The 13,278-nt window shown below is 44.1% G+C and carries 10 protein-coding genes; 6 read left to right on the top strand and 4 right to left on the bottom strand.

Annotated elements, in window-relative coordinates:
- Window positions 1-6 precede the first annotated feature (6 nt).
- From ABD036_RS14940 to ABD036_RS14925, 4 genes are all read left to right on the top strand, one after another.
- Window positions 7-948, top strand: coding sequence for a DUF808 domain-containing protein (locus tag ABD036_RS14940; protein ID WP_343861316.1), 942 nt, complete (start codon window positions 7-9; stop codon window positions 946-948).
- 11 nt (window positions 949-959) lie between these two features.
- Complete coding sequence (locus ABD036_RS14935; protein WP_343861314.1) at window positions 960-1,511, top strand: TFIIB-type zinc ribbon-containing protein; 552 nt, start codon at window positions 960-962, stop codon at window positions 1,509-1,511.
- 190 nt (window positions 1,512-1,701) lie between these two features.
- Window positions 1,702-2,037, top strand: coding sequence for a VOC family protein (locus tag ABD036_RS14930; RefSeq protein ID WP_343861312.1), 336 nt, complete (start codon window positions 1,702-1,704; stop codon window positions 2,035-2,037).
- Between the two features lie 16 nt (window positions 2,038-2,053).
- Window positions 2,054-2,437, top strand: coding sequence for a hypothetical protein (locus ABD036_RS14925; protein ID WP_343861310.1), 384 nt, complete (start codon window positions 2,054-2,056; stop codon window positions 2,435-2,437).
- Between the two features lie 143 nt (window positions 2,438-2,580).
- On the opposite strand, the gene ABD036_RS14920 is transcribed toward ABD036_RS14925, so the two are convergent.
- Window positions 2,581-3,084, bottom strand: a complete 504-nt coding sequence (locus ABD036_RS14920) for a hypothetical protein (RefSeq protein ID WP_343861308.1) — start codon at window positions 3,082-3,084, stop codon at window positions 2,581-2,583.
- Window positions 3,085-3,142: 58 nt separating this feature from the next.
- The gene (locus ABD036_RS14915) at window positions 3,143-3,931 is read right to left on the bottom strand and encodes a DUF2071 domain-containing protein (RefSeq protein WP_343861306.1); all 789 of its coding nucleotides are present in this window, start codon (window positions 3,929-3,931) and stop codon (window positions 3,143-3,145) included.
- A 315-nt stretch (window positions 3,932-4,246) separates the two neighbouring features.
- On the opposite strand from ABD036_RS14915, the gene ABD036_RS14910 reads away from it, so the two are divergent.
- Window positions 4,247-5,836: an amidohydrolase gene (locus ABD036_RS14910; protein ID WP_343861304.1), complete on the top strand. Its 1,590-nt coding sequence runs from the start codon at window positions 4,247-4,249 to the stop codon at window positions 5,834-5,836.
- Between the two features lie 63 nt (window positions 5,837-5,899).
- On the top strand, window positions 5,900-7,075 hold the full coding sequence (locus ABD036_RS14905) for an alpha/beta hydrolase family protein (RefSeq protein ID WP_343861302.1): 1,176 nt from the start codon (window positions 5,900-5,902) through the stop codon (window positions 7,073-7,075).
- A 132-nt stretch (window positions 7,076-7,207) separates the two neighbouring features.
- Here ABD036_RS14905 and ABD036_RS14900 read toward each other — a convergent pair whose 3' ends face one another.
- Together ABD036_RS14900 and ABD036_RS14895 are read right to left on the bottom strand one after the other, a co-directional pair.
- Window positions 7,208-7,990: a DUF748 domain-containing protein gene (locus ABD036_RS14900; RefSeq protein ID WP_343861300.1), complete on the bottom strand. Its 783-nt coding sequence runs from the start codon at window positions 7,988-7,990 to the stop codon at window positions 7,208-7,210.
- A 150-nt stretch (window positions 7,991-8,140) separates the two neighbouring features.
- Window positions 8,141-13,228: a DNA repair ATPase gene (locus ABD036_RS14895; protein WP_343861298.1), complete on the bottom strand. Its 5,088-nt coding sequence runs from the start codon at window positions 13,226-13,228 to the stop codon at window positions 8,141-8,143.
- Between the last annotated feature and the right edge of the window lie 50 nt (window positions 13,229-13,278).

Below are 13,278 nucleotides of genomic sequence, written 5' to 3'. Positions count from 1 at the left end.
TATTTGATGGCCGCTTCCAGTCTATTAGCGTTATTTGATGACATTGCTACGATTTTGGACGATGTCGCTGTGTTGTCCAAAGTGGCCGCCAAGAAAACGGCTGGTGTACTGGGGGATGATCTGGCCTTAAATGCCGAGCAGGTATCAGGCGTAAAGGCCAACAGAGAACTACCGGTAGTCTGGGCAGTCGCCAAAGGCTCTTTTCTTAACAAGCTTATATTGGTCCCGTCAGCATTGGCGATCAGTGCTTTTGCACCTGCGCTTATCACCATATTGATGGTCATCGGTGGCCTATTTCTGAGCTATGAAGGTTTCGAAAAAATAGTCCATAAGTTTTTTCATTCCGACGCTGAATTAGAGCAAGAACACCTTGAAAAACTGCAAGCGATTGCCGACCCCAAAATTGATTTGGTGGCGATGGAAAAAGACAAAATAAAAGGCGCCATCCGAACCGACTTTATCTTATCGGCGGAAATTATTGTGATTGTGCTGGGAACTGTACAAAACGAGCTGTTCAGCACCCAAATTGCGGTGCTATCAGGTTTAGCGATTTTGTTTACCGTGGGGGTTTACGGCATCGTTGCTGGCATTGTTAAACTAGATGATTTGGGGTTGTATTTACTCCGACGTTCAGTAACCAAACGCTTCTACGGTATTCAGCGGGCTGTCGGCAGAGCGATCCTGATTATCGCGCCTAAGCTTATGAAAACGTTATCAATAGTAGGTACTGCAGCGATGTTCTTAGTCGGCGGTGGTATCCTCGTTCATAGTATCGAATTCTTTCATCATATTGTGCATAACATAGTGGCATGGGTTGAAACCACGTTAGGCTCGATGGCGCAAACTATTGCTCCATTTATACTAGAAGGGCTTACCGGTATTTTAGCCGGAGCTGTGGTATTGGCGGTGGTCAGTTTGGTGAAAAAACTATTACCTAAACGTGGATAAAGGAGAAAGGAATGAATTGTCCAAAATGTGATCATGGGAATCTTATACCGAGTTATTTGGAATTGTTTTTTTGCGCACATACTTGCAACCAATGCGGCGGTAACTGGATACTGATTGAAGACTACGTTAATTGGAAAGAGCAGCACCCTGAATACGAATTTGTTGATGTTGAAGTGAATGACGACATTGATGATTCTAAAAGAGCGATGTTGTGTCCCATGTCAGGTCTTATCATGCGTAAACTCAAGATTGCCAAAGAGACCTCACATCGACTCGATTACAGCGCACCTGTGGGCGGCGTTTGGATGGATAAAGGCGAATGGGAGCTGCTGAAGCAGGCAGGCCTAGCCGGTTCAATTAATACCATTTTAACCGAACATTGGCAGCATATGATCCGTGAACAGCGCACGGAAGAGACCTTTGATATGCTGTATCGGGCTAAATTTGGGGAAGCCGATTACGATAAAGTAAAAGAACTTAGAGCCTGGTTAATCGCCCATCCCAAGAAAGCCGATATTCGTTCTTTTTTGCTAGCGAACGATCCTTATTCAGCCAAGCGTTAAAGCGTGTTTATATCCAGCTCCATTATTTTGCTAATATTAACCTTACTGAAGCTGGATTTTGGTGAAAGCTAAGTGTAAGTCAGTTTAGATTCGGCACATGGATCATGAGTGGCTATACTTAACCTAGTGCGATGTATAAACCCACTGGCGAGTTCTATCGCGGTTCAAATAGTCAATTAAGGAGAGCACAATGGATCTAGGACAATTTTCTGTCAGCTTGGCAGTAAAAGACATTGTTGAATCAAAAAAGTTTTATGAGTCTTTGGGATTTGAAGCCCACCCTGAGTGCGGTAGCATCGAAGACAAATGGCTTATTTTGCAACTGGGCACAACGGTCATCGGCTTGTTCCAAGATATGTTCGAAGATAATATTTTGACCTTCAATCCATTGGATGTGCGCACTGTAGAAGCCAAGCTAAAAGAGCAGGGCATTGATATTCAGACGCCAACTAGCGGAGATTCAGGGCCTGCGCATTGTATCGTTAAGGATCCCGATGGTAACGTGATCATGTTTGATCAACACTAATAAGGAAATTCATGTCATGAATCCTACGCTTACTTGTTGGAAATGCGGTGACACGCTCAAAGGGGTTATTTTCCCCGTTTCTCGGCGCGAAGAATGCCCCAATTGCAGCGCCGATCAACACGTGTGCAAAATGTGTAAAGAATACGACGGCCGAGGCGGCTGCAATGAAGAGCGGGCCGAGCGCGTAAGTGACACAGAAAAAGCCAATTTTTGCGACTACTTTTCTCCATCTGGCCAGCAGTTTGAAAAAACCGGAAATCAGAAAGCACAAGACGCCAAAGCAAAATTGGCCGCGTTATTCGGTGAGCCAGCCAGTTCAGAGGAAGTGACGAAGTCTAACGATGAGCTGACCCCAGCAGAAATCGCTGAGCGTAAATTGCGCGAATTGTTGGGAGATTAGCTCAACTTTTCAATTAAAAGGCGGTATTTGACAGCGGCCAACCAAAGTATTTGTCATTATCCTGTTTATTCCTAATATTTTAAGCGCCAAAAAGCGCAAGCGTTTAGGCGCTGTTATTGAGTAACTATCTTTCTAATCCTGCGCTAAAAATCAAAACCTCTACCTTTTAGAATTTCTAGCACTTCGCCATGGCCTAGCAAATAGGCGGAGAGTCGTACTTTGTTGCCAGATTTAAATTTGAGGGTATACCAGTACATAGATGCATTAAACTTGGCTGACATGAGGTCATCCCAATTTTCGTCCTTTGTACCTGTCCATGGCGTGTGGAATTCGATTCTTTGTGAATCAAAATGGCCCTTCACTTTGAAATATTCAGCAAAACATGCAAAAGCGCACAATCCAAAACCGAAAAAAAGCCCTAACACAGATATAAATTCACTAGTGTCATTGTGTATATCTTCAACGGTAAAAAATGCCCATGCGGCAAACATCGAAAATATAAAACAAGTGAGGGCTAGAAAGAAAATGAACAAACCATGTTTAAGTTCACCGTTTGTGGTTTTTCGCTTAGCTGCTTTAGTAATACTTAATCCAATAATGACGGCTATCAAACCCCCAACGATCCCTGATGAAATTCCCGAATCCAAATTAATCTCCTTGACTAAAAATAATTAAATTATGTGGTCCTTACTAATCGTATATCAATTACCCGACAATTTGCGGTGGCAGATAAATAGTAAATTCGTTTATTGGCTCTATTAAAACGCTATAAGGTGAGCTTTGCTCTGATACATCGACAATACCTAAATCAGATAAAAGTGTAAATTTAGCAGACTTCAATTTTGCTGGTTTAACCTTTAGCTGTTTATGCCAAACCCGATATGTTCCCAATTTTCCGTCTCTGCGATGATAAAATCCTGCGAGTGGGTGAGTAAGATATACCAGCGCCGATTCAGTGTCTGGAAAGCCTGAAAAATCAAAGAGATCGTGTTGAGACTGCGTTAACTCGACAAAAGCCGCTGCCCAATCGGACTGTGTCTCCATACGGTACTTTTCATACATTCCGCTGCTTTTGTTAAAAGAGCAGTCAAAATTAACCTTGCCTGCATGCCATGGCAGATTCCATACATATCTTGGTATGGCTAACGTCCAAGAATCTAAGGTTGTGCCTAAAAACCACACGCAGCGTTCATTGGTTTGGCTATCAATGATGTAGATGCGGTAGTTGGTTTGCCCCATGGTAAATTTGGGGAAGGGGAAAACGGCGGAGGTGAAATCCACATCTATAAATGGAACCACGGATATTAGGCCCATTTTTTGGCCTTCGATTTCAACCGTATCTAATTGAAATCGTTCGGGGAAAAGCCCTTGAAAACGATCCTCAGGAACCGCATAGGTGATAATCGCGAAATGTTGCAAACTACAAAGTACATCGATCCCCTTGGGTTTGGGGCGTTCAATTAAGTAGTCTTTCATCTTCCGTGATTTTTGCACAATCCTTCCTTGAATCTTACCGTTTACGCGAATTGTCGCGCTTGTTGTATATTTGCCGCAGACCAGCGCGTGAACTTCCGCACAAAATCGATTGGATGCGTATTATATGATGTGCTTACACTAGCAACTTTAGTCGTTCGCATCTAGGGTAATTGTATGTTTAGTCTCGCTGCTTAGGCGGGCCAAAGCGCACGGTATAGATTTTTTACAACAGCACAATAGTTAGCGATTTACACCATCACTTTTTCAGACCATAGGCAGAGCATAAAAGACCGTCTATAGTTAACGAAGTTTGGATACAAAAGGCAGAATGGAATGCGTATCATCTTTTTTATACTCACTATATTTTCGACGGTCAGTAGCGCCAATGTTGCGCCTGCAGATCTCGTTATCTACAACGCGAAATTATTTATTCAGGATAAGATAAGCACTGAATATGATGCCGTCTCGATTAAAGCCGGGAAGATCAGCGCTATCTTCGACAGCAGCCATTCGCCAGTGTCACCAGCATCAAAACAGATAGATGCACAAGGCCGATTGCTTATCCCCGGTATTATTGATGCGCATCATCATTCTATTACGGCCACTGGGGTTGGTTTCCATATCCCACTGGGCACCATGGATCCGTCCAAGCTGCAACTCGCTGAGGCTCTCAAAGAAGCCGCGGTAAGTAACCCCCCTGGAACTTGGATATTCGCGACCGTTGGAGAGCAAATCGCAGATGATGAATCAATAGACGCTGCTTTTTTAGATAGCATTGCACCGCAACATAAAGTGTGGATTTCGGCTTATTATGGCCATGGTGATATTTTAAATTCGCCCGCGATGGAAGCACTTAACATTCGCGAATTACCGGAGCAAGACTGGGGAGGGCACTATCAACGAAACGCTAATGGGCAGCTAACGGGCAGAATCTTTGAATATGCGCAATGGATCCCCCGCGCCGAATTATTTAATAAGCAGGACGATGAAGCAGTAATTGCTATGTTACAACAGCAGGCGCAGCAGGCTGCGAGTTTTGGCATTACGGGTTGGCACGATATGCCCATGTTAAACTTTTCTCGTTACATAAGCCTACTTCAAAAAGCAGACTTACCTATCAGGGTCACCGCTATTCCAATGCCCTTTATCTCGGTGGCAAAGAACGAGTCTTTACCAAAGCCTCAGAAACTCAATGAAAAAGTGTGGGTTCAAGGCGAGAAATGGATATTGGACGGCACGCCTATTGAACGCGGAGCGGCATTGAGTGCTGGTTATGCTGATCGTCCAGGATGGTCAGGCCGTCTGAATTTTTCCGAACAGAAAGTGAAAGCAATTTTGACTCAAGCAATGTCTAAGCAGTCACAATTACTACTGCATGCTGCTGGTGATAAAACGCTTGATCAAATACTTACGCTGATGGAGAGTATTACTGGCAACTGGGAGCACTTACGAGTGCGCATTGAACATGGCGATGGTTTTAACCCTGAGTTAATCAATCGAGCCAAAAAGCTCGGGGTGATCGTGGTACAAAACCCATCACATATGATGAATCCTGCGATTAGCGCGACCCGTTATAGCGCTGACTATCCGGTGATGTACTTGAAAACATTAATTGAAAGCGGATTGCCCGTTGCACTCGGGTCCGACGGGCCAATGAATCCTTATTTAAATATAATGTTTGCTCGGGTACATGCAATGCGCCCGCAAGAAAGTATTGATGTTGCCACCGCTTTACAACTCTATACTCGAGGTAGTGCTTATGCCGGAAAGGCCGACAAGCTGCGCGGTGAAATTAGAGTAGGATTAGATGCCGATTTGGCATTGCTATCACAAAATATTCTTGAGATCCCCGCTGAAGCACTACCTGGAACTCGCAGCGTGCTGACGCTTGTAGGAGGCAACGTTGTTCATAACGAATTATGAACTAACAGCTACGCGCTGTTCATGTGAAACTCAAGCACTGGAAACTCTTAGCGAAGGCGCAGCATGTTTATCAATGCGGTTATACAGTTAAAAATGCTGCGGACGTTTCATTGTATTTTATTACCGCTTTTCTTAATCGGCTGCGGCGGAAGTCAAAGCAATTCAGTCACTGTTCAACCCGCTGTATCAGTATATGGCATAGATAAAGCGTTCGAAGCGCCGCCGTGGACGGGTGAATACAATGTCGCGACAACAACCTATGCGTGGCTAGATTCTTCACGAGAAGAGCCGCATAGCGCTGATAATAATGATTATCGCGAAGTGCAAGTCAGACTATTTTATCCAACCGATCAAGCGTATACAGACAATAGATTGTCGGTTTTACCTGCTCATTTTTGGCAGCGCCTAGGTAGTGATGAAGCGATATCAGGAAAAAGGTTACGTCAATCTAATTACAGCAACCAAAGGTGGTATGTTGAACTTGATGCTAACATCAGTGCCGCAAAACAAAGTTATCCTTTGATAATCTTCTCTAATGGTTATGGCTTTACCCCAGAAAATCATGTCAACATTGCTGCCGATTTAGCTAGCAGAGGCTTTATTGTAGCGTCGATAAACCACCCTTATGGCTCTGGTGTTTCAACCCTAATGGATGGCAGTACAGTATTCGCGCAAAAACTCCCCGACGATGATCTAGGCCGTGATCTCACGTTATGGTCTGACGATCAATTATTTGTCTTAGACCAACTTCAAAATTTAAATCTTACGTCTGACAGCAAGGTGTACGGCCGTTTAGACTATCGTATCGGTACAATGGGGCATTCTTACGGCGGCGCAGCCGCATATTATTCCGCTTGGCAAGACGATCGTATACTCGCTGTGATTAATCTTGATGGCACTGTATTTGACCGCCAAGGCAAAAACATTCATCAAGCATTTATGTATCTGCAGAACGGCTCTGGCTATGACCTTGATATTTTTGAACAGGTTGAAAATGAAGGATATGCCGTGTTGTTTCATAATCAAATTAGCCACCACTCTTTTGCTGATTACGTGTTGTTTTGGGCATGGGACTTCCCTAACCACAAACCGTTCGGACCAATGGACAGTAAAACGGCACTGGTATTGGTATCAGATTTAAGTGAGCAATTTTTTGGCAAGTATTTTGATGTTAGCAGCGCCCCCCTTTTAGAAGGCCAAGCGCCGCTATCAGAGCAGATAGAAGTTATTCAGTTTTAGACAAGGAAATGCAATACCAGCTGTGTTCATAGGTGTTGACCAGATTAGATTTTAACCCACTATTGTTAATCTTCGGCCAAAATATGAGCCGGTATAATGCAGTGTGTTAGCACCGAAAGCTCTTTGGTATCCTTAGGTACCTTTAAACAGGTCCTTCAGTTTATCACTGGCTTTGTCTAGCAATTCATCCTTTTTCTCATCCAGTTTTTCGTTAAGTTTTCGCTTCGCCTCTTCAGCTAAGCGCTTCTTAGCTTCGGTCTTAGCTGCAGCAATCACGTTATCGAGCATCGCGTTAACCACCGCCACGCCAACTTGATCTGCAGGCAGCCCATTGGGTTGGCCAATTGGCCCGGCATTGAAGGTGGGTAAGGTGATTTCATAAGCTTTTTGATCAATTTTCAGTTCGCCAGTGGATAATTGTTCAAAATTCAATTTTAACCTTACATTACTGACAGTTACACTTTGTACAATCACTAATGGATTGGCTTTATCTTTGTCTGCTGATTCTTTTTCCGACTTAGGTAGATTCACTTCCAAGTTGTTTTTCAAGGCGATTAAGTTGCCTTGGCCGCTGGCGTCCATTTCATAAAGTATTTCAGGCGAATCGATACTTACAGTCTGAACCACATAAGGTTCTTTGAGTACCTCGCCTAAATCCAGGGTAATTTCAGCAACACTGAAAGCGCTTTCATTGCTAAAGCCTTGAGGGTTTTTCACATCTAAATTGTTGATGGTCAAGCGACCCTCCGTCAATGCTAAGTCAACATTTGAAACGGTAACAGTCGCACCAAGGTACTTAGTTCCTTGCTGCTGTATTTGCGCACGAATGAAATCGCCTGCGCCACTCAAAAAATACCAAGCAGCTCCGGCAATAAGTAATATGATAAATCCAAAAATCATCAAGCCTTTTTTCATGGTCTTCTCTTTTTAGCTAGTTGCGTAATACTATTATTGTATCAGAACATATTAATTACTAGGCTAGGGTTAAACTAGTTACCTTGCCACTTTTCAGGATAAAAAGTGTTTACATGCTTTTGAAAATTCTAACTTTTGAATTCAGTAGATTTATTTCTCTTTGTCGTCTGTTCCAGACCAAGCTTTACTGAGTAGATGCATAGCCGCAGCCACACGATTGATCGGGCGGATCAAATCACTGGTATCGGATTGCTGCACATCCACTTTGATGGCTTCAAGCGATTGTGCCATCAAGGCAAGTTGGTTAACGGCCTGCTGAGTTGGGTCGCCGTCAGTCTCAATGCGCTTTTTACTGCTATAGGTGCTGCAAATTTGCTGCCAACGTGCCTGTTGCGCTTCGTCCATGGTGCCGCGCAGTTGCGCTAGCTTTAGTAGGTTTTCTTCGGCGCCAGAGGTTAAGGTTTGCGCCTCACCAGTATAGTGATCACCAATTAACTGCATCAGCTCAGCATGATTCATAATGGCCGACACTTTTTCCGCCATTTTATTCATATTGCGATAACTTCCTTGCAATTTAAACGGTGGTTCGGTGCGATAATCTTCGGCGGTGGCGGCCGATTCAATATACTGTAGGTTAACCTTCAATATCACGTCTTGGATGGTAAATAGGTGCTTAAGTACGCTGGTAATCTCGTTGATCTCGGCACCGCTGTATTGATGATTAAGATCAGTGGCGGCAACTTCTTTACCTTTAGCCATGTCAATTAGCTTGTAAGTATCTTGCATATCGCGCAGGGCAAGGGGAGCTAAAACTGGATTAGAAGTTAAGCTGTTTTCGATATAGCTCAGCGCAAATTGATACTCTTTGCCACCTAGCACATCGCCTAGATTGTAAATATCAGCACGGTTAGCCAGCATGTCGGGTACTTTGAACACGTCGCCTGATTCAGTATAAGGGTTACCAGCCATTACCACGGCAAACTTTTTACCACGCATATCATAGGTTTTACTTTGTCCTTTATACACACCCTCAATGCGTCTGGTGCCATCACACAATGAAATAAACTTTTGCAGGAATTCAGGATGAGTGTGCTGAATATCATCTAAGTACAGCATCACATTGTTACCCATCTCTAAACTCAGGTTCAACTTTTCGAGTTCTTGTTTGGCGGTGGCGTTAGGCGCGTTTTGTGGATCTAACGAAGTAACGTCATGGCCAAGCGACGGACAGTTAATTTTCATGAAAATCAAACCAAGTCGGTCGGCTACGTATTCCATTAACGTGGTTTTACCATAACCTGGCGGTGAGATAAGCAACAATAGTCCCATTAAATCGGTACGTTTGTTGTCGCCCACTGTACCCATTTGTTTGGCTAAATTGTCACCAATCAGTGGCAAATACACTTCGTCGATAAGTTTGTTTCGAACAAATGAACTAAGTGGCTTAGCGGTATATGCATCAAGTTGCAGTTCACTTTTACTTTGCTGCATGTAGTGTTGGCGTAGTTGATGATATTGATTAAATTGACTGACATGATGAAATTGGTAGTGACTTAAACGCTGCATATACTCATCAAGTGACAAATCCATACTGCCATTATCGATTCTGTTATGGTCGCTGATAAGCTCACTAACCTGTGCCCTCAATTCAACGCTGGTCTCACGAAATTCAACTTTTTCCTGACAAATAGCTAGCGCCGCCGCTTCAGGCACATAGTGCTCTGCGCTCACCGATCCCGCTGATGAATTGTGCTGTACTAGCGCCAATAACCACGCATTGGCAAGTTGCCATTGTTCATTTAATCCCGGCAGTTTTTTTGCAGTTAGGCCATCATCATTATGCTCAAACATGTTAGAAAATTGCGCCATGGCAGTTTGAAAATCTTTGCCATGGCCCAAAGTCTCTAGTTGTTTTTGTAAGTCGGTTGATAATGTTTTAGCGGCTTTGCTGATACTAAATGAAAAGCGTGATTGGGCCAGCTCTTGGGCAAGATAGTCTGCCGCTTGTGTAATATCGTTAGTATCGAATTGCAATCCAGCGAGGGTTATAAAATCGCCAATATCTCGTTGCAAATTTGTCAGAAGCTGGCTAAATCCCGCTCGACTATGCATTGCGTTAGCCAGCAATTGAGCGCTGATCGCATGACTTTTCCATACCTTTTGCTGAGCAGGTTGCTTTGCTTTTGGTGCGAAGCTATAAAACAACATGGCTAGGGCACGGTGAAGAGGTGCAAATCTGAGCAAGCCGGCTTTTTGATGAATGGGCAAGATAGCCTGCAATAAGATTACCGTATCATGATCGTGCACGCCTTTCTCATAACCTTCCTGATAACGTTCGGTGACGTAACCTTTCACCAAGGCAGATAACGCTTTTCTATCATCGACGATAGAATACAGGGATGGCAACGACAGGTCGTTCTTCTGCTGCTGCGCGTCATTTATAATCACAGCTGCTAAATACTCTACGCGACTGACTTGGTCATTTTCAGAGACTAAGCTTTGCTGCCAATAAGACTTAAGTTCAAGTAATTGCGGATCATTGATTGCCTCAAAAAAATCAGTTCCAACTAAGTGCCGGTACAAGCCGTCATCTCTGGGTAATAGCGTGAGGTCGAGCGCTTGGGTATTTACGCTGAATTTGTGCTTTCCAAGTTTAATAATCGCCCCGCCGTCTTCGAAGATATCTTGTTTATCCCTTAAACTACGGATGCCCTGTTCTTTGGCCGCTTTAAGCTGGGCTTCGAGATCGTCAGCTTTCAACGGGTCATTAATCTGTTGCAATTGGCCAACAAGCTCACCGACTTTCAAAACCATAGGATCGGAAGCAAAGTAGGTATTTAACTGATCTAAGTCTGAAAACGTTTTGGCGCGCCTGATAATCCCTTTAATGATCCGCTGAGCTGCGCTGAAAATATTTTGTGTCTTGCGCTGTTGCTCTTCAAGTAAACCTTGTTTGCGAGATTCAAAGGCGCTGTGCAATTCCTCACGCTTGCCCATGATGTCGTCTAGAAACTGGTCGTAATCGCTAAACTTGGATTCGAGTTCTTCCAGTTGGATCATCAGTCTTGATAGTTGCTCGTCGGCTTTATCTGGCGTGTCAGCCATGGCTAGTGCGCTATTTATGCTTTGTGAGAACAAGCGAAACTGCGCGGCAAATTCAGCGGTGGCTTCACCTGAGCCGAGCTGTTTGTGGCGGTTTTTGGCTTGTGCTTTGACTTGATTCAGTTTGCTATAAATCTCTGAAATATCATCTAGTATTTGGGTGCGCACGGTAGCGTCATCTACCTTCAAACCATTTAGAATTTCGGTTAATAAATCCAACCCCAACGACAGACTGTCTAGCTCCTCAATCAACGGCTTTATATCGACCACTAAGGATACCTGAGAAAGCGTATTTTCAAGGGTGACAATTTTGTCGTGGTAGGGTTGCAGAGCTGAATCACTGGATAAGAACTCGACGGTTGCGGAGCTGACGTTTTCGAATTGTTCAGTGACCTCCTTATCCATGAGCTGGATAGCCTCTAAGTCAATATATCTTTGCTCTTGCAAGCTAATTAAGTGGCCGCGCTGTTGGCGCAATTCGGTTAGGCATTGCACATACTGTTCAGGAGATAGCCAGTCACCAATCTGGATGTTAGCGAGCACTTCTTGTTGCTTAGTCTGAGCTTTGCTTAGGGCTTTTTGAGCTTGCTTACGAATTTGCTCTACTTTTTCAAACTCATCTATGACTAGCTCGGCCGTCGCGGTGATCAGTTTAATTTGCTCGGACAGTCCGCCAGCTTCAGGCTCATTGAGCCAAAAATAGCTATCAAATAGGGTACGGCAACTTTTGATGAGATCTTCGTACAAGTTTCGATTCGGGTTGGCATGGGTAGCCGCTCTATGCACCGCAGTTAATTCTGAGATGCCCCTTACCAGTTCTTTGTTGCCAATGCGGCTAAAGAAACTGTCTGACGCGGGTTGTTTGGCGGCATGTTCGTCGCTGAAAAATGGTGTTTGCCAGATTTGCATAGGATGAATACGAGTTGCTTCGTCTTCGGCGTTGAAAATCACCGCAATGCCGTTGTCGAAGAAACTAAATCCATGGGCGTAAATTGGGTTTTGCAGTGCTTTGCGGATCAGGTTGTATGAATACAAACCGGCCAATCCTGACTCAGGTTCGTAAAAAATAAACATCACATCCTCACCATTAGGAGAACGGATCATGCGTTTAAATGTGAGGCCGTCAATCTGATCTGGGAAGGATTTAGTTTCACCATTTTCCAGATAATAGCCGCCAGGAAATATGATTCCGTGATCTTCCGGTAAGGACACACAGGCCAAACCAATAGCGTCAATGCGGTTCACTTTTTGGGTTCGCGTATTAAAAACCAAATAGCGATAGTGCTTTTCACGGTATGGCAACACTTTTAACAGAATCAGAGTGCCTACTTTGGCATATTGCACGTCAGCATCCGCTAAGCTTTGGGTGTTATCATCCACCGGCTCGCTGTATATCCCCAGCCCGTCTTCGGTGTTGTTTTCCACCTTAACGGTCAGGTTACCGCTTATGGTTTCTACGAATACTTCATCCAGAATATTAATATGCGGGTGGCTACCCGATTCGTGTTGTTCACGAGTCGCAGTTTGCCATTCGAAATCGTGGGAGGGTGGGTGTTTAATTGCACGCTCACCGCGATTATCAATATAGCTGGCACTGCCATCTTTGTTAACGCGCCATTGAAAAACCCGTACATCTTGGATTTTTCGGCCAATTTGAAATACTGCAAACAGCGTTTGATTTTGTACTTTTAGTTGGCTTAAGCGGGCTTCTTTATAGTAAACGTAGAGTTCTTGGAATTCTTTTACAAACTGTGGATCTTCTAAAAAACTACCGGCAAGAGGCAATGGCTCTAAATCAAATTTGGTTTTATCACTATCATTACTGGTTAAGTTGTAAAGGCTAAAAACATCACTGACTTTAGTTTCTTTCTTCAAACCAATAAACACGTTGTAGCCAAACAACAGGGATCGACCAACAGGCACAATATCACGAGCGATACAGTTGTGTTCGGTGCGCACTCTGACTCTGCCCAGCACGGTCATTTGTGCTTGGCCAAACTCGGCAATACGCGCTTCGTTTAGCTCATCCGTGTGGTTTTTAAGCGCCGTTGCTTGCGCTAGTAAACGTTCGCGAATAACCTCATAAGCGCCACCTTGGGCTACCGCGTTATCTACTTGTTCCTGTGCATCAGCCATATACTGCTCCTCACCAAAATGCGACCATTGCCGCTCATTGGGCAATGGTA

Origin of the sequence: Aliiglaciecola litoralis, from assembly GCF_039523355.1 — a bacterium.
Classification (GTDB): domain Bacteria; phylum Pseudomonadota; class Gammaproteobacteria; order Enterobacterales; family Alteromonadaceae; genus Aliiglaciecola; species Aliiglaciecola litoralis.
Note: the sequence above shows the minus strand (reverse complement) of the source record. Positions and strands in the feature narration are given on the sequence as shown.